Source organism: Dactylosporangium sp. CA-152071, assembly GCF_050936335.1.
Taxonomy (GTDB): domain Bacteria; phylum Actinomycetota; class Actinomycetes; order Mycobacteriales; family Micromonosporaceae; genus Dactylosporangium; species Dactylosporangium maewongense.
In genome coordinates this window covers 2,160,021-2,176,132 of the sequence record NZ_JBNJMZ010000002.1, presented here as the reverse complement: position 1 = coordinate 2,176,132, position 16,112 = coordinate 2,160,021, and the positions used below count along the sequence as shown (strand labels likewise).

Here is a 16,112-nt window from a genome sequence, read left to right as displayed (position 1 = left end):
CCCGTGGGGCGGCTCCGCGGTGTCGGGCGGGGCAGCTTTCGCCGTGTCCCGCGGGGTGGTTCGCGGTGTCCGGTGGGGGACTGTCCCGCTGCGTCAGGTGGAGGACAGTCCGGCGACCGCCGGGTGGTGGGACCGGTTAGGCTCGCCGACCGTGACAGGTTTCCGGCTCGGGGTCGACTTCGGCACGTCCACGACGATCGCGATGCTGCGGCGGCCCGACGGGCGGGTGCAGCCGTTGCTGTTCGACGGGTCGCCGTTGCTGTCGTCGGCGGTGCTGCTCGGGCCGGACGGGAGGCTGCACACGGGCCGGGACGCCGCGCACCTGGCGCGCAGCGCGCCGGAGCGGCTGGAGCCCAACCCGAAGCGGCGCGTCGACGACACCAGGGTGCTGCTCGGCGACGCGGAGGTCGGGGTCCGGGAACTCGTGGCGGCGGTGCTGCAGCGGGTCGCGACGGAGGCCGCCAGGGTCGCCGGGCCCGTCACGGCCGTCACGCTGACGCACCCCGCCAACTGGGGCGCCGGCCGGCGCGCGGTGCTGGTCGACGCGGCGCGGCAGGTGGGGTTCGCCGACGTGGACCTCGTGGGCGAGCCGGTCGCGGCGGCGACCTACCTGGCCGCCACCCGCGGCGGTGAACTTCCCGTAGGGGCCTGCGTCGTCGTGTACGACCTGGGCGCCGGCACCTGCGACGTCACCGTCCTGCGGCGGTCGCCGCACGGCTTCGAGCCGGTCGCGTCCGACGGGCTCAACGACGTCGGCGGGCTCGACGTGGACGCCACGGTCGTCGCGTTCCTGGAGGCCACGTACGGCACGCTGTGGTCCGACGCGGCCGGCCGCCGGCAGCTGTGGGACGACGTGCGCTCGGCGAAGGAGATGCTGTCGCGGGCCAGCGGCACCGTCGTCATGGTGCCTGCGCTCGGCAAGGAGGTGCCGCTGGGGCGCGAGCAGCTGGAGGGGCTCGCCCGGCCGGTGTTGCGCCAGACGGTCTCGATGACCAGGTCGCTGCTGACCGAGGCGGCCGTGCCAGCGTCGGCGATCGCGGGGCTGTTCCTCGTCGGCGGGTCGAGCCGGATCCCGCTCGTGGCGACCATGCTGCACGAGTCGATCGGGATCGCGCCGATCGTCGCCGAGCAGCCGGAGCTCGTCGTCGCCGAAGGCGCCCTGCACGCGACGGGTAGCCCGGCCGGCGCGGTCCCGGGCTCCCCGGTGTCCGGCCTGCCCGCGACGCCGAACCGGCCAGGCCCGGGCCAGCAGCCGTTCCAGCCGGCGGGGACGCAGCCTACGGGTTCGCCGGCGCACGGTTTCCCGGGAGCGGCGCCGGCCTCGCCCGCACCGGTCGCGTTCCAGCCCGGCCACCAGACCACCGGCGTCCCCGTCTCCGGCACCCCGTTCTCAGCGGCGCCGTTCCCGGCAGGCCCGGCGGCGGGTCCGCCCGCGACAGCCCCGTTCCCAGGACGCCCGACGTCGGGTCCGCCGACGACGGCGCCGTTCCCGGGAGGGCCGACGTCGGGTCCGCCCGCGACGGGGCCGTTCCCGGGACGCCCGACCTCGCCGCCGACGACGGGGATCTACGACACCGGCGCGTACACGGGCGGGATGCCCGCCGCCGCGTTCCCCGACTCCACCGTCGCCGGCGGCATGCGACCGGCGCCGATGCCGGTGTCCGCCAGCCCGTACGCGTCCGCGCCCACGTCCGCGACGCCCGGCGGGCCGCCGTCGGCGACGCCCACCCCGCTGCCACCGGCGGCGCCCGGGTGGCAGCCGCCGGGCCAGCGGCCGGCCAGCAGCGGCAGCCGGGCCGGCGGGATCGCGGTGGGCCTCGGGCTCATCCTCGTCGTCGTGCTGCTCCTCGGCGGCGGCTTGGTCGCGTACGTGCTGCTCAAGAGCGGCGACAAGGGCGGCGGCGGCACGCCGGGCAGCACCTCGACGGGCGGGCAGGCGAGCGGGCCGGGCAGGTTCCAGATGACGAAGCTGCCCCAGAACATCTGCCCCACCGTCGACCTGGGGCCGATCACCAGCCAGTACGAGGAAGCCGTCGGCGACCCGACGCCGTCGCGCAACCTGAACACGTACGCCGGGACCGCCTCCTGCACGGTGAGCCGGATGCACAAGTCGGGCAACACGGTGACGACGGCGTCGGTGATGGCGATACCGACCGTCTACAAGGACCTGGCCTCCGGCTCCGCCGCCGCCAAGCAGCTGCGGGGCTCCGCCGCGCTCAACGGCACCGTCACCGACGTCCCGGGCGTGGGGGAGCAGGCGTTCACCTACGCCGACCTGCAGCAGCCGGCCGCGCCGACATTCACGCTCGTCGGCGTCGACTCGAACCTGGTCTACACCATCACGCTGGTCGCCAGCACGGGCGGCAGGGCCCTCACCGACGCGCAGGTCCGCGACATGCAGAGCCGTCTGATCCAGGTGGGGAAGGGCACGTTCCCGAAGCTGGTGGCGGCGATCTCCTAAGCCCGGTCCTGGATGAGCGTCACCGGGTTGCCGGACGGGTCGGTGACCTGCGCCTTGACGACCCAGCCGTTGTCGGTCGGCGGCATCGTCACGGCGCCGCCGAGCGCGACGGCCCGCGCGACCGCCGCGTCGAGGTCGGCCACGGCCACGCCCACGGTGACCGAGGGCGTCTCGGCGTCGACGAGCGCGCCGCGCAGACCACCCTCGCCGGTGCTCACCTGCGCGTACCCGGGCCCGCGCGGGCTGACCTGCCAGCCGAAGAGGCCGGCGTAGAAGCGGTGCTGCGCACTCTCAGGCGCGGCGCCGTGGATGTCGAAGTGGACGATCGGACTGGTCATTGAAACTCCTCGAACACGGCATTGGGAAAGTCACGCAGCCAGGCGGCGAGGTCCGCCACACGGGCGCGGTCGGTGCTGTACCACCGGAACGTGCCCTCCTTGTGCAGCGTCACCAGCCCGCATTTGCGCAGCACCTTGAGATGCTCCGACACGCTGGCCGCGGCGAGTCCCGACGCGGCCGTGAGCGCCCCCGCCGACTGCCGCTCGTGCCAGCAGTGCCGCAGAATCTCCCGCCGCGCCGGATGGGAGAACGCCCGCAACACCTCATCAGCGTCGTCCTCCGTCACGCCCCGACTATTTCGTCTCAACCCGAAATAGTCAAGCACTCAGCTCCCGCCAGTGTCCTGCCGTCAGCGGAGGAGCCGGGCCTCCGGAGCGACGCCGGGCATGCCGCCCCGAGCGACGACGGCGACCGGATTCCCCGAGTCGCCAAACAGCACGTGCCGGATGGGGCCCGGAGGCCGGTCGGGCCTCCGGGCCGTCTTCGTCAGGGATTCTTCGGGTCCTCTCCGTAGCCGTTGCACTGGCGCCCGCCGTTGATGCAGTAGGTCACCAGGTACGCCTGTCGTGCCGCGTCCCACCCGTTCATGAAGTCGTAGTGGAACGTGTAGCTGGCCCCCGACGAGTACGCCAGGTTCGACGTGTTACCGCCGGGCAGCTTGTACGGCAGCTTGATCTCCAGCATCGGCAGCGGCACCGGGTGCGAGGTCGGGCACACCCCGCTGACCGGCCACGCCATGTGTGACTTGTGGTCGGCGGTGTCGAGGTGCACGCCGTCCCAGCAGCTCGGCGCGGTCATGCGGACGACGAGCGACGAGCCCGACGGGCAGGACGCGGGGATCTCGTTGCCCTTGTACCCCGGGCACTGCCAGTTGCCGGTGAAGTGCGCCGCGTCCGGGGTGCGGGCGTCGCCGACGAGCAGCTTGAAGCCCGCCGGGAACGGTTTGACGGTGCGGTAGTCCTTGACGTCGGACTTGTAGTACACGGTCGGCTTGTCGGGCAGCACGGGGTTGCCGTTCTGCAGCAGGGTCGGGAACCAGTAGCCGGACGCGTCCTCCTGGTCCTCGCAGGAGGTGGCGCCGCCGACCAGCGACGCCGGGGTCGAGTTGGCGTTCGTGGCGGGGTTGCCGATGAACGAGTGGTTGTGGGAGGCGCCGGCGAGCCCCGGGAACACGATGGGGTCGTCGCCGAGCCGGTGGGTGACGGTGCAGTTGGCGTGCATCTCGTGGTACTGGGCGCGCGGCGGATCGTCCGCCGCGGCTGCGGTGCCGAGCCCTCCGACGGTGGCGAGAACCGTCGCCGCGAGGACGACGGTGAGGACGCGCCGCGCCGGACTTCGCAGGGCACGGGGCAGCATGGACCTGATGCTCATGGCAACTCCTTGGCGGTGGAATCGAGCATCTCCAATGGGGATGAAACCCGACGCTAGCAGCGCGTTCTTCACGCCGACAACCGTTTGCCACCGCTTGCCAGATGGATCATCAGTCCACTGTGGACAGCGCCGCGCCGAGGTCGGCGACGATGTCCTCGGGCTCCTCGAGGCCGACCGACAGCCGCAGCATCGTCGCGTCGACGCCCGACGCGGCGAGCTCCTCGGCGCTCTGGTGCGCGAACACGAGCGACGCCGGGTGCGTGATGAGGGTCTCGGGGCCGCCGAGGCTGACCGCGTTGCGGCACAACTTGGTCGCGCGCAGCACCCGTACCGCAGCATCGGCATCCGCCACGGTGAAGGCGAGCATGCCGCCGTGCCCGCGCATCTGCCGGACCGCGAGGTCGTGCTGCGGATGGCTGGGCAGCCCGGGGTGGTGCACTGCCCGCACCGCCGGATGCCCGGCCAGGAACCGCGCGACCGCGAGCCCGTTGGCGTTGTGCCGGGCCATCCGCAGCGGGAACGTCTTGAGCCCCCGGGCGAGCAGCCACGCCTCGAACGGATGGCAGACCGGGCCGAGGACCCGCGCGGTCTCCCACGCCTTCGCGATCAGGGCGGCCGACCCGGTGACGACGCCGGCGGTGACGTCGCTGTGCCCGTTGAGGTACTTCGTGGCCGACTGCACGACCAGATCGACCCCGAAGTCGAGGGGCCGGGTGTTGTACGGCGTGGCGAAGGTGTTGTCGGCGATGATGATCGCGTCGGGGGCGGCCGCCCGCACGGCGCGCAGATCGGTCAGGGTCATCGTCGGGTTGCTGGGCGTCTCGACGTAGACGACCCGGGTCTGCCTGCCGGCCGCGGCGGCGAGCTCCTCCTGCGGCACCAGCCGCACCTGCCTGCCGAACGCGGGCAGCATCTCCTGCAGCAGCGTCAGCGTGCCGGTGTAGTGGCTCTTCTGGGCCAGGATCTCACCGGGCTCGGCGGCCACTGTGGACAGCAGGGCGGCGCTGACGGCCGCCATGCCGCTGCCGACCAGCAGGGCCGCCTCGGCGCCGTCGAGGTCGGCGAGCATCGCCTCGGCCTCGCGGGCGTTGGGCGAGCCATACCGGGTGTAGTAGCCGGTGGGCGCCACCGCGGCCGCGATCCGCGCGGCCTCGTCGGTGCGGGGCAGCTCATAGGTGCTGGTCTGGTGGATCGGCATGACCAGCGGCGCCCCGCCCGCCTGCGGTGCGACGTGCGGGTGCAGCAGCCTGGTCATGCTCGCTTGCTTTTCCATGCGTTCAGCCTGGCACGGGCGGGTGGGTCGCGGCCTCGGGCCTTGGGCTCGCCGGCCTCTAGGTCTTTGGGCCTGGGTCTCGGGCCCCGGCCGACACGGCCGGCAAGCCCCCGCCCCGGCACCGGTGCTCAGCCGTGCACCCGCCACGGCTCGGCGCGCAGGCCACCCCGCTGGTTGATGCCGTCCTTGATGCGGTTGCCGAGGTCGCCGGAGATGCCGGGCGCGAGATAGGCCGGGATCTCCACGGCGTCGGCGGTGTACGCGTCGCCCTCGCCGTTGTACTCGACGCGCAGCGCGACCGGCCCGCGGTCGGTCTCCAGCACGACGAACACGGTGCCGTCGGGGTCGCCGCCCGGCGGGGTGCGCCGGCCGAGCATCATGCAGGAGGCGACCACACCGTAAGGGGCGTTCGCGCCGGCGGTCAGCAGCCCACACGTGCCGGGCTGGTGCGCCGCGAGCGCGTCGGACCGGGCAGGGAAGTCGGTCGCGATCAGGTATCCGGTCACCAGGACGACCGCGCCGACGACCCCGCCGCACCACCACCAGAGACGATTCATGCCCACCTTGGTACCGGACGCCGTCCAGCGATGTAGTACCGGGGTGGTACTGCGATGCAGTCCCGCAGCGTGACGACGGTGCGGGTGTGCCGACCGTAGCGTCGCCGCATGGCTTTGCTCGCCCTTGCGCAGCGCTTGGAAGACAGGACCCCGCCGACCCGTGACCGCGCGGTCGACGGGCTGCGCGCCCTCGCGATCGGCGGGGTCGTGCTCGGCCACTGGATGGTGACGGCGCTGGTCACCGACGGTGGCGTGGTGCGCGGCGCCAGCCCGCTGCGGTTCATGCCCGACCTGGCACCCGTGTCCTGGCTGTTCCAGACGCTCGCCGTGTTCTTCCTCGTCGGCGGGTACACCGCCGGCCGGCCGCGGACGCTGCCCTACCGCCGGTGGCTCGCGGCGCGGCTGACCCGCCTGCTGCGGCCGGTGCCACCGCTGCTCGGGGTGTGGGCGGTCGTCGTCGCGGCGATGCTGGCCGCCGGCGCCGCCGACCGGACCGTGCACACGCTGGTGAAGCTGGTCCTGTCGCCGCTGTGGTTCCTGCTGGTCTTCGCCGCGCTGACCGCCGTCGCGCCGCTGGTGTCGCGGCTGCACTGGCAGTGGCCGCTGAGCGTGGTGATCGCCGTGGACGTGCTGCGCTTCGGGCCGCTCGGACCCGAGTGGCTCGGCTGGGTCAACCTGGCCGCGGGGTGGCTGGTGCCGTTCTGCCTCGGTGCGGCCTGGTCCCGCGGCGCGCTCGACGTACGGCGGACCGGCTGGACGCTGCTGGCCGGCGGGGCCGTGGCGACGGCGGTGCTGATCCGCTGGTTCGGCTACCCCGCGTCGATGGTCGGGGTGCCCGGCGAAGGCCTGTCGAACCTCAACCCGCCGACCCTCGCGGCGGTCACCTTCGGTCTCGCCCAGTGCGGGCTGGCGTTGCTGCTGCTCGAGCCGCTCCGGGCGCTGCTGCGCCGGCCGGTCGCGTGGGCCTGCGTCGCGCTGCTGAACCTGTCGGCGATGACGGTGTTCCTGTGGCATCAGACGGCGATGATCGCGGTGTCGCTGCTGGTCGACGGTACCCGCCCCGGCCTGCACACGATCCCCGACACGCCCGGGTGGATGGTGGCGCGGATCCTGTGGCTACCGGCGTTCGCGGTGGTGCTCGCGGTGTGCTGGGCGGCGTTCCACCGCTTCGAACGCGGCCGCCCGCCCGCTGATGCGAATATTCGGATATGAGGGACATTTCCGAGTATTGCTCGTTATGTTCCGTTGCATGGATGCACCCTGGCTCAAGGCATCAGCCGTCCTCACCACGGCCGTAGCTGCCCTTGCCCCGGCGGCGGTCGCGCACGCGGCGCCGGCTCCCGCCCAACCCGTCGCGCAGACGGTGGTCGTACAGGCGGGAGACACGCTATGGGGGTTGGCACGGCGCAACGGGACCACGGTCGCCGACCTGCAGCGGCTCAACAACCTCGGCACCTCGACTCTGATCAGGATCGGTCAGACGCTGACGATCACCGGCTCCACCCGGGCCGCCCGCGCCGCCACCGCGATCGCCTACGCCAAGGCACAGGTCGGCAAGCCGTACAAGTTCGCGACCGCGGGACCTGAGACCTTCGACTGCTCCGGGCTGGTCATGCGAGCCTGGCAGGCCGCCGGTGTGCAGCTGCCGCGCATCACGTACGACCAGATCAAAGTCGGACAGCGGGTGACCCGGGAAGCCCTGGAACCGGGCGACCTCGTCTTCACCAACAACGGCGGCCACGTGATGCTGTACATCGGCGAAAACCAGGTCGTGAACGCCGGCCACACGGGCGTCTCCGTGCACCTGCAGGCGCTGCCGCGCACGGAGAACGTGGTGGCGTTCGTCCGCCTGCCGTAGCTCCGCGCTACCTGGCGGTCTTCTCGTCGAGGTACTGGAGGAGGTCGTGCGCGGCCAGCTCGACCTCCTTGTGCCGCCACTCCGACGCCCGGTACACGCAGGCGATCAGGCCGGTGCGGTGCAGCCGCCGCAGGTCCCCGTAGGCGAACGCGTAGCGCGCCTTCGTCTCCTCACCGGGGCCGACGGTCAGCCCGAGATGCCACCGCGCGTACTCGTCCCACGTGTGCTTCTCCAGGAACGCGTTGTCGTCGGCCGCCTTGGGCTGCGCCGCGCCCCAGTCGCTGTCCAGCACGTACTGCCGCGCGTCGATCAGCTTCCGCGCGTACGCCACCGCGTCCTCGTTGACCTCATACTGCGCCATGGGTCAGCGATACCCGCCGGCCGCGCCTCCTAAGCGCGGGCATGGCGAAGGCCGGTCACCGTGGTGGTGGCCGGCCTCACGCCAGGGGCTTCGCTTGCTGTTACGCCGAGACGCCGCTGATCTGGGTCGACGAGGCGAACGCGCTGTCCAGGCGGGCCTGCAGGGCCTCGAGCTCGTGGAACTCGCTCGAGGACGCCGACTCGGAGCCCTCCGCGGCGAACACGTGGTCCGTCTCGGCCGCGCTGTGGTCGTAGGAGGTGTAGTCCGACTCCTCGTACTGCGCGCCGGCCGGGGTGGTGTAGGACATGTGGTGGCCCTGGTCGAAGCTGGTGCTCTCGGCGGAGGCGTGGTCCTGCTCGTACACGCCGAACTGTGAGTCGTAGTTCTGCTCGCTGGCGTCGACCTGGTGCAGCTGGTCCAGCGCCTCGTGGTTCTCGCCGGTCTCGACGTGGCCGAAGTCGTAGTCGCTCATCGTGTGCTCCCTGGAAAGTCTGTGTGCTGTTGGAATTGAAGGTAGGCAACTCCGTACGCGGACAAATCCCGGAAACGTGCCAGTGCCTCGACCCTGCTCCGGCGTGCGCCGGCCGTACCATCGGGAGGTGGCGCGGGTCGAGGTCGAGATGATGACGGGTCAGCACAACTACGCGGTGTTACGACTGCCCGGCCGCCGCCACCCCGGCGTCCTGGTGCAGGGTGACTCGCTGTCCGTCCTCACCGGCGAGGTGCAGCGCGCCCTGGACCTGCTGCGCTCCGGCGACACCGCCGCCGCGGAGGAGGAGCTGTCCTACGCCGCGAACCACCTCGCGGCCATCGTCGACGGGTACGTCCGCGTCCTGGACGCCGCCGGCATGCCGCTGCCCTTCGAACGCCCCGCCTGACTCAGACCCGGCGGATCGTCTCGGCGTCGGGGGCGCCGTCGAAGAAGCGGTCGACGACCCGGGCGAAGACGTTGTCCTCCGGCGCGGCGAGCTGGAACAGGGTCATCGACGAGCGCAGCTTCATCGCGTCGATGTCACCGAGGACCTGCCGCGCGGTCGCCTCCGTGTTACCGAGCATCGCCTCGGCGCACTCGTGCAGGCGCGGACCGAGGACCGGGTGCTGCAGGTACGCGCGCGCCTCGTCCAGCGACGAGATCGCGAAGCGCTGCGCCATGTGGCTCGACCCCAGCCCCGCCACCTGCGGGAACACGAACCACATCCAGTGGCTGCGCTTGCGCCCCCGGCGCAGCTCGTCGAGCGCGTCGTCGTAGCTGTCCTCCTGCGCGACCACGAACCTGGCCAGGTCGTACGGATCATCCATCCCAGAATTGTCGTACCCGGGGGGCATGATGCGTGTGACGGGGAGGGGTGTTTCCATGGCGGTGCATGTGGCGAGCAGGCGGCGGGGCGCGGCCTCGCTGGCGGCGGCGTTCCCGGGAGCGACGGTGCTGGACGTGACGTCGCGGGGGCCGCAGCCGTGGGTGCGGCTCAGCCCGTTCTATCCGCACGGCGGCATTCCGGTGCCGTTCAGCCCGGGGACGGACGGGGCGTCGGTCGAGGGCATCTGGCAGGCGCTGAAGGTGTTCGACACCGCCGACGTCGACCCGGCGAAGCTCACGGCGACGGGCATGACCGGGCTGAAGCGGACGGTCCGCCGGTTCGGCCAGGTCCACGGGCACCGGCGCGGCCTGACGGGTGACGCGCTGCTGGACTACGAGACGGCCCGCCGCCAGATCTACTTACCGGTGTATCGCTGGGTGCTGGAGCACCGGGCGGCCGAGCAGGTCGAGGAGCTGCGGCGGCTCGCGGAGGGCGGCGAGGTCGTGCTGCTCGACTACACGACCAACGGCGACGTGACGGACCTGTCGACGCCGCTGTCCCACGCGGCCCTCATCCGCCGCTACGTCCTCGACGACTGGCCCGCCTGACGACTGGCGGCCCGTGCCCGCGCGCGGGGCGAAGCGGGGCCGGCTGGCGGGGCAATCCCTGCGCCGGGTCACCCGGCGCTTCACCAGGGAGGATGACGGAAAGGGCGGGCTCTGGGAGATTGGCCCTTGGCATCCCGCGCCGCGCCGGCACCCGCGCAGCGCGTCGCTAGTTCATGATCCCGAGTCGTTCTGGCGGCTCTGGCTGCCGGAATCGCACGGGATCATGGGGCGCTGGTTTGGGCTGATGGTGTTGGGGGTGGTGGTTAGGCTCGCGGGATGACGGTGGTTGCGGTGCGTGGTGAAGCGGTGCGTGAGGTCGACCCCGAGTTGGCCGAGTTCACGGTGACGGTGGTCGCGCGGGACAAGGATCGGGAGGCGACGCTGACGCGGCTGCGGGAGCGGGTCGAGGCGTTGCGGGGGCTGTTCGACCGGTATGGCGACGGGATCGAGCGGCGGGAGACCAGCGGGCTGCACGTGCACCCGGAGATGGGCAAGAAGGGTGAGCGGGTCACCGCGTACTCCGGCAGCGTGTCGACCACGGTGGTGGTGAGGGACTTCGCGGCGCTGGGGGAGATGCTGCTGACCGTCGCGAACCAGGACCAGACGCACGTGCACGGGCCGGTGTGGTCGCTGCGGCCCGACAGTCCGGTGTTCAAGGAGGTGCGGCGGGACGCGGTCGCCGATGCGATCGTCCGGGGCAAGGAGTACGCCGACGCGCTCGGGGCGCAGGTCGTCGACCTCCTCGAGCTGTCCGACCCGGGGCTGAGCCGCGGCTCGGAGTCGTTCGCGCAGTTCCAGGCGTACGACGCCGGGGCGATGAAGCGGGCGTCGTACGGCGGACCGGCGCCGCTCGAACTGGATCCGCAGCGGCAGCGGGTGCGGGCGGAGGTCGAGGCGCGGTTCACGATCACGGCACCGACGGTGCTGTGAGGCTTGATATGCAAGTAGCTGCTTGCCTATTATGAGTGGGTCATGAGCGAGATGAGTGGCGACGTCTTCAAGGCGCTCGCCGATCCGACCCGCCGCGCGATCGTCGACGAGCTGACCGACCGCGACGGGCAGACACTGTTCGAACTCTGCGGCCGCCTCACCATGAAGCACCACATCAGCTCGTCGCGCCAGGCGATCTCCCAGCATCTGGAGCTCCTGGAGGTGGCCGGGCTGGTCGTGGCGCGCCGGGAGGGGCGGTACAAGTACCACCACCTCGACACGCGCCCGCTGCGGGAGATCGTCGAGCGGTGGCTGATCCCGAGAGAGCCGGAGCAAACATGATCATCAACCTGGCGAGCGTGTTCGTCGACGACCAGGCCAAGGCGCTGAAGTTCTACACCGAGGTGCTCGGCTTCGTGAAGAAGCACGACGTGCCGATGGGGGAGTTCAGCTGGCTGACCGTGGTGTCGCCGGAGCGCCCCGACGGCACCGAGCTGCTCCTCGAGCCGGCGAACCACCCGGCCGTCGCCCCGTTCCGGGCGGCGCTCAACGAGGACGGCATCCCGTTCACGTCGTTCGCCGTCGAGGACGTGCACAAGGAGTACGAGCGGATGCGCGCCCTCGGCGTCGTCTTCACCCAGGAGCCGACGGAGATGGGCCCGGTCACCGTCGCCACGTTCGACGACACGTGCGGCAACCTGATCCAGATCGCGGCCCAGCAGGCGCAGTAAGGAACGTACAAGACGGGGCGAGGACCATGGGAGGCATGCAGCCCGTGAACCTCACCGATGCCCTCGCCTCCTTCGACGACGTCTACAGCCCGCGGATCGTCGCCCGGGTCAACGACTACGACGTGCGGATCGCGCACACCCTCGGCGAGCACGTCTGGCACGTGCACGAGCACACGGACGAGTTCTTCCTGGTGCTCGACGGGCAGTTCGACGTCGCCGTCCGCGACGAGCACGGCGAGCGGGTCGTGCGGCTGCACAAGGGCGACACGTTCGTCGTGCCGCGCGGCGTCGAGCACCGCCCGTCGTCCCCGGGCGGCGCGATCCTCATGTTCGAGCCGACCGGCACCGTCACCACCGGCGACCGCCACGACGGCACGGTCCCCGCCCACGTCGACAGCACCACCGGCCACGCCCTGCGAGAAGACCCCCTGCGAGAAGAGGACGGCGCCACCGGCCACCCGCGATGATCGAGCGGCTCTCAGTGAGCCGCGGGAGTCAGTGAGCCGGGGTGGTCAGCAGGTCGAGGAGGACGGCGAGGGGTGGCCAGGCTCGGCGGCCGAGGCGGGTCACGGCGAACGCGCGCATCGTCACGTCGGGGGAGCGCAGCGGCACCAGCGTGACACCGGGGATCGTGGGCTGGTCGGCGGGCAGGAGGCCGATGCCGAGGCCGGCGACGATCAGGTCCTGGACCAGGTCGAGGCTGTCGGCGCGGTGGGTGATCAGCGGGGTGTGGCCGGCCATCGCCGCGACGGTGTGGACCACGTCGTCGTCGGCGGTGTTGCGGGAGTTGACGAGCCAGTGGGTGCCCTCGAAGTGCCGGAACACCTCCAGCGCGCTGCCCTGAACGGCGCGGCCGGCGCGGCCCGCGGGCACGCCGAGGCTCCACTCGCTGGTCCACAGGGCGGTGGCCTCGACGGTGTCGGGCAGCGGGGCGGGCGCGAGGTTGTAGTCGTACGTGAGGCCGAGGTCGACCCGGTCGCCGGCGAGCAGCTGCAGCACCTCGGCCGGCTCGTGCTCGTGGATGAGGACGCGCAGCGTGGGATGCCGGGACGGCAGGGCGGCGACGATCGGCAGCAGGGAGCGGCGGATCGCGGTGGCGAAGCCCGCGACGCGGACCGTGCCGGCCGGCTCGGCGGACGGGTCCAGGTCCAGCCGGGCGGCCTCGACGGCGGCGAGGATCGTCACCGCGTGCCGGGCCAGCCGGCGGCCCGCCGGGGTGAGGCGGACCCGCCGCCCGTCGGGCTCGGTCAGGGCGGTGCCGGCCTCCTTGGCGAGGACCGCCAGCTGTTGCGACACCGTCGACGTGGTGGTGCCGAGCTCGTCGGCGACCTCCCGCATGGAGCCGAGCCGGGCCAGCTCCGCCAGCAGCAGCAGGCGGTCATTGTTCAGCATTCGCGAACGGTACATCAGCGAATCACACGTGGACGTGGACGATCCGGATGCCGTCTACTTCGCGGTATGTTCGCCGCGATCGCTTCCATGGTCTGCATCCAGATCGGGCTGGCCGCCTCGGTCGGCCTGTTCGACAGCGTCGGCCCGTCGGGTGCCGTCTGCCTGCGCCTCGTCTGCGCCGCGCTGCTCCTGCTCGTGCTGGTGCGGCCGCGGCGGCGGGACTTCACCCGCGCCAGCATCCTGGCCACCGTCGCGCTCGGGGTCGTCACCGCCTGCCTGATGCTGTCGTTCATGGCCGCGGTCGCGCGGATCCCGCTCGCCACCGCGGCCGCCCTGGAGTTCCTCGGCCCCCTCGGCGTGGCGGCGGTCCGTGGCCGGCGCGCGACGCTGGTCTGGCCCGTCCTGGCCGGCGGCGGCGTCGTGCTGCTGACAGAGCCGTGGCACGGCGGCACCGACCCGGCCGGCGTCGCGTTCGCCCTGGCGGCCGCCGCGTGCTGGGCCGGGTACATCCTGCTGACCCAGCACGTCGCTGACCACGTCAGCGGCTACGCGGGCCTCGCCGTCTCCACCGCCGTCGCCGGTCTCGTCTCCACCGCCGTCGCCGGCCCGGCGGTCGTCGCCGGCCTCTCCTGGCCCGTGCTCGCCGCGGGGCTCGGACTGGCGGTCCTGCTGAGCGTCGTGCCGTTCAGCCTGGAGATGTACGCGTTGCGCAAGCTCACCGCCGGCGCTTTCGGCACGCTGATGAGCCTCGAGCCGGCGTTGGCGCTCCTGGCCGGCGCGCTCCTGCTGCACCAGGCGCCCGGACCGGTGGCGGTCGTCGGCGTCGCCCTGGTGGTCACCGCCGGCGTCGGCGCCACCCGGACCGGCGCCCGCACCCCGGAGGGCGTGGACGCGCAGGCCGGCTCACGGGCTGTAGGCGCGCAGGGTGGTGCCGTCGGTGGTCCAGATCCGGCCGCCGGAGACGACGACGTGCTGGACGGCGCCCTCCAGCCGTGCGGCGCCGGGCACGTCCCCGCCCGTGACCGGTGACAGGATCGCGACCGGTCTGCCTTCGACGGTGACGTACAGCAGGCCGCCCGCCCGCACGGGACCCTGCGCCGCGCCCGGCAGGCTCCGCGACCAGAGCCTCGAACCCCGCCCGGCGTGGAACGCGGTGACGCTGCCGCCGCTCGCCGCGTAGACCCGCCGCCCGTCCGTCGCGACCGAGTCCACCGCCTCGGTCCGCTGCCACGCCACGCCGCCCGAGCCGGCCCGGATCGCGACGAGGCCCCCCAGGTCGCCCTGCGCGACCGGGTCGGGGACGGCGAGGAACCGGTCCGCGGTCGCCGCCAGGGGCTTCCACCGCACCTTCGACCGCCACAGCGCCGCCCCCGCGGCCACGGTCACCGCGGTCGTGCCCTTCGCGTCGTGCAGCAGCACCCGACCGGCCGACGAGACGGGGCCGGCGAGCGCGGCACCGGTGCGGTCCCACCGCCGGTGGCCGTCGCGGATGTCGTACGCGATGACGGTGTCCTCGTTGGTCGCCGTGGCCCACCCGGACGTGAGGACGGTGCCGGCGTCGACGACGAGCGCGTTGACCGGCGGCTCCTGCGTCAGCTTCCACCGGCGGGCCCCGGTCGCGGCGTCGAGCGCGACCACGTGCCCGTCGGGGTCGCTGTTGGCGTAGCACGACGTCCCGGTGGCGATGAGCAGGCCGCCGGCGACGACGAGCTGCCGGAAGTCGAGGCTGTCGAACAGCTTCGGGTCCCGCCACAGCCGCTTGCCGGTCGCCGCGTCGAGCGCCGTGACGCCCTCGCCGTCCAGCACGTACACCCGGCCGTCGGCGACCAGCGGCGGCGGCAGCGCGGGCGCGCACCCTTCCGCCCCGGCGGCGGGCCGCACCGACCAGCGCTGCCCGAGCCGGCCGACGCTGCCGGCGTTGACGACCGTCTCGGACGGGTTGTATCCGCTGTTCCCGGCGTCGAACCCGTCGTGCGTCCAGTCGCCCGCGCGCCCGGCCGCTGCCGCCGTGCCCGGTGCTGCCCCGGTGGCGATGATGGTGACGGCGGTGACGGCGGCGCCGACGGCGAGCATCAGCCGGGTCAGCCGCCGCGATGGCATGGTCATGCAGGAGGTCCCTCTCGGTCCGCACCGGGGGAAGCGCTCGACATAACCAGGCGAACATACTTCCAATATGTCCGAAAAGCACGCATTTAACAGCATGAAATGGACTACGCCGCATCCAGGGGAGCCTCCTGCCGCCGGTCGGTGCCGCCCACGACTTCTGCACCGGCGACACTGGTCGGCATGTCAGCAGGTGCCGTCGTCACCGTCCTGGAGCTCGTCGGACTGTACGTGTTCGCGACCTCCGGCGCGCTCATGGCCATCCACAAGGGGTTCGACGTCGTCGGCATCGTGATCCTGGCGTTGCTGACCGCCCTCGGCGGCGGCATCCTCCGCGACGTCATCATCGGCGACACGCCGCCGCCCGCGTTCGCGCACCTCACCTACCTCGGCATCCCGCTCGCCGCCGCGGCCGTCACGTTCTTCATCCACCCGTACGCCCAGCGCCTGTCGTTCACGGTCCTCGTCTTCGACGCCGCCGGTCTGGGCCTGTTCTGCGTCACCGGCACCCTGAAGGCGTTCGAGCACGACCTGGGCCCCATCCAGGCGGTCCTGCTGGGCATCACGACGGCCGTCGGCGGCGGCGTGCTGCGCGACATCACCGCGCGCGAGACGCCCGCCCTCGTCAAGGCCGACACCCACCTGTACGCGATCCCCGCCGCCGCGGGAGCCGTCGCGGTTGCCGCCGCCCACGAGGCAGGCCTGCCCATGCCGCCCGTCGCGGTGGCCGCGGCCGTGTTCGTCTTCGCCTTCCGCCTCGCCGCGATGCTCCGCAAGTGGACCGCCCCCCGAGCCTGGCAACGCCGCCCCCCGGCCGACCCGAGCTGAGC

At 72.5% G+C, this 16,112-nt stretch carries 20 protein-coding genes and 1 pseudogene; 11 read left to right on the top strand and 10 right to left on the bottom strand.

What is annotated here, in order from left to right; all coding sequences use genetic code 11:
- Window positions 1-151 precede the first annotated feature (151 nt).
- Window positions 152-2,461 (top strand): Hsp70 family protein, encoded by a 2,310-nt coding sequence (locus ACQEVZ_RS49725; protein ID WP_433381982.1) that lies wholly within the window; start codon window positions 152-154, stop codon window positions 2,459-2,461.
- Here the strand turns inward: ACQEVZ_RS49725 and ACQEVZ_RS49720 are convergent.
- From ACQEVZ_RS49720 to ACQEVZ_RS49700, 5 genes are all read right to left on the bottom strand, one after another.
- Window positions 2,458-2,799 carry a VOC family protein gene (locus ACQEVZ_RS49720; RefSeq protein WP_354904466.1) on the bottom strand — a complete coding sequence of 114 codons (342 nt, stop codon included), beginning with the start codon at window positions 2,797-2,799 and terminating at the stop codon, window positions 2,458-2,460. The two genes, ACQEVZ_RS49725 and ACQEVZ_RS49720, sit on opposite strands and share 4 nt — an antisense overlap.
- Window positions 2,796-3,086 (bottom strand): ArsR/SmtB family transcription factor, encoded by a 291-nt coding sequence (locus ACQEVZ_RS49715; RefSeq protein ID WP_433381968.1) that lies wholly within the window; start codon window positions 3,084-3,086, stop codon window positions 2,796-2,798. The genes ACQEVZ_RS49720 and ACQEVZ_RS49715 overlap by 4 nt, the downstream gene beginning before the upstream one ends.
- A 200-nt stretch (window positions 3,087-3,286) precedes the next feature.
- Window positions 3,287-4,171, bottom strand: a complete 885-nt coding sequence (locus ACQEVZ_RS49710; RefSeq protein ID WP_433381965.1) for a DUF1996 domain-containing protein — start codon at window positions 4,169-4,171, stop codon at window positions 3,287-3,289.
- Between the two features lie 109 nt (window positions 4,172-4,280).
- Window positions 4,281-5,444: a trans-sulfuration enzyme family protein gene (locus tag ACQEVZ_RS49705; RefSeq protein ID WP_433381962.1), complete on the bottom strand. Its 1,164-nt coding sequence runs from the start codon at window positions 5,442-5,444 to the stop codon at window positions 4,281-4,283.
- 128 nt (window positions 5,445-5,572) lie between these two features.
- Window positions 5,573-6,001: a hypothetical protein gene (locus ACQEVZ_RS49700; RefSeq protein ID WP_433381959.1), complete on the bottom strand. Its 429-nt coding sequence runs from the start codon at window positions 5,999-6,001 to the stop codon at window positions 5,573-5,575.
- Window positions 6,002-6,109: 108 nt separating this feature from the next.
- Between ACQEVZ_RS49700 and ACQEVZ_RS49695 the strand changes: the two genes are divergently transcribed.
- On the top strand, window positions 6,110-7,213 hold the full coding sequence (locus ACQEVZ_RS49695; protein WP_433381956.1) for an acyltransferase family protein: 1,104 nt from the start codon (window positions 6,110-6,112) through the stop codon (window positions 7,211-7,213).
- 37 nt (window positions 7,214-7,250) lie between these two features.
- Window positions 7,251-7,859: an NlpC/P60 family protein gene (locus tag ACQEVZ_RS49690; protein WP_433381953.1), complete on the top strand. Its 609-nt coding sequence runs from the start codon at window positions 7,251-7,253 to the stop codon at window positions 7,857-7,859.
- A 7-nt stretch (window positions 7,860-7,866) separates the two neighbouring features.
- On the opposite strand, the gene ACQEVZ_RS49685 is transcribed toward ACQEVZ_RS49690, so the two are convergent.
- Window positions 7,867-8,220, bottom strand: a complete 354-nt coding sequence (locus ACQEVZ_RS49685) for a hypothetical protein (RefSeq protein WP_344499598.1) — start codon at window positions 8,218-8,220, stop codon at window positions 7,867-7,869.
- Between the two features lie 100 nt (window positions 8,221-8,320).
- Window positions 8,321-8,692, bottom strand: coding sequence for a hypothetical protein (locus ACQEVZ_RS49680; protein ID WP_433381950.1), 372 nt, complete (start codon window positions 8,690-8,692; stop codon window positions 8,321-8,323).
- Window positions 8,693-8,819: 127 nt separating this feature from the next.
- Between ACQEVZ_RS49680 and ACQEVZ_RS49675 the strand changes: the two genes are divergently transcribed.
- Window positions 8,820-9,098 carry a DUF6959 family protein gene (locus tag ACQEVZ_RS49675; protein WP_344499602.1) on the top strand — a complete coding sequence of 93 codons (279 nt, stop codon included), beginning with the start codon at window positions 8,820-8,822 and terminating at the stop codon, window positions 9,096-9,098.
- Window position 9,099: 1 nt separating this feature from the next.
- On the opposite strand, the gene ACQEVZ_RS49670 is transcribed toward ACQEVZ_RS49675, so the two are convergent.
- Window positions 9,100-9,519, bottom strand: a complete 420-nt coding sequence (locus tag ACQEVZ_RS49670) for a DUF1810 domain-containing protein (protein ID WP_433381947.1) — start codon at window positions 9,517-9,519, stop codon at window positions 9,100-9,102.
- Between the two features lie 55 nt (window positions 9,520-9,574).
- On the opposite strand from ACQEVZ_RS49670, the gene ACQEVZ_RS49665 reads away from it, so the two are divergent.
- The 5 genes from ACQEVZ_RS49665 (at window position 9,575) to ACQEVZ_RS49645 (ending at window position 12,254) form a co-directional block, all read left to right on the top strand.
- Window positions 9,575-10,126 carry a DUF6939 family protein gene (locus ACQEVZ_RS49665; RefSeq protein WP_433381944.1) on the top strand — a complete coding sequence of 184 codons (552 nt, stop codon included), beginning with the start codon at window positions 9,575-9,577 and terminating at the stop codon, window positions 10,124-10,126.
- Between the two features lie 276 nt (window positions 10,127-10,402).
- Window positions 10,403-11,056 (top strand): SIMPL domain-containing protein, encoded by a 654-nt coding sequence (locus ACQEVZ_RS49660; protein ID WP_354904443.1) that lies wholly within the window; start codon window positions 10,403-10,405, stop codon window positions 11,054-11,056.
- A 42-nt stretch (window positions 11,057-11,098) separates the two neighbouring features.
- The gene (locus tag ACQEVZ_RS49655; RefSeq protein ID WP_433381940.1) at window positions 11,099-11,398 is read left to right on the top strand and encodes an ArsR/SmtB family transcription factor; all 300 of its coding nucleotides are present in this window, start codon (window positions 11,099-11,101) and stop codon (window positions 11,396-11,398) included.
- A complete protein-coding gene (locus ACQEVZ_RS49650) occupies window positions 11,395-11,787 on the top strand; it encodes a VOC family protein (RefSeq protein ID WP_354904440.1) in 393 nt (130 codons plus the stop codon). Before ACQEVZ_RS49655 ends, ACQEVZ_RS49650 begins: the two co-directional genes overlap by 4 nt.
- Before the next feature lie 35 nt (window positions 11,788-11,822).
- The gene (locus tag ACQEVZ_RS49645; RefSeq protein WP_344499614.1) at window positions 11,823-12,254 is read left to right on the top strand and encodes a cupin domain-containing protein; all 432 of its coding nucleotides are present in this window, start codon (window positions 11,823-11,825) and stop codon (window positions 12,252-12,254) included.
- A 28-nt stretch (window positions 12,255-12,282) separates the two neighbouring features.
- Here the strand turns inward: ACQEVZ_RS49645 and ACQEVZ_RS49640 are convergent, their stop codons facing one another.
- Complete coding sequence (locus tag ACQEVZ_RS49640) at window positions 12,283-13,179, bottom strand: LysR family transcriptional regulator (protein ID WP_433381935.1); 897 nt, start codon at window positions 13,177-13,179, stop codon at window positions 12,283-12,285.
- A gap of 66 nt (window positions 13,180-13,245) precedes the next feature.
- Here ACQEVZ_RS49640 and ACQEVZ_RS49635 point away from each other — a divergent pair.
- A pseudogene (locus tag ACQEVZ_RS49635) lies at window positions 13,246-14,010 on the top strand (EamA family transporter); the annotation flags it as partial.
- Window positions 14,011-14,082: 72 nt separating this feature from the next.
- On the opposite strand, the gene ACQEVZ_RS49630 reads toward ACQEVZ_RS49635, so the two are convergent.
- Window positions 14,083-15,285 (bottom strand): PQQ-binding-like beta-propeller repeat protein, encoded by a 1,203-nt coding sequence (locus ACQEVZ_RS49630; protein WP_433381932.1) that lies wholly within the window; start codon window positions 15,283-15,285, stop codon window positions 14,083-14,085.
- Between the two features lie 180 nt (window positions 15,286-15,465).
- On the opposite strand from ACQEVZ_RS49630, the gene ACQEVZ_RS49625 reads away from it, so the two are divergent.
- Window positions 15,466-16,110: a trimeric intracellular cation channel family protein gene (locus ACQEVZ_RS49625; protein ID WP_433381929.1), complete on the top strand. Its 645-nt coding sequence runs from the start codon at window positions 15,466-15,468 to the stop codon at window positions 16,108-16,110.
- The last annotated feature ends 2 nt before the right edge of the window (window positions 16,111-16,112 follow it).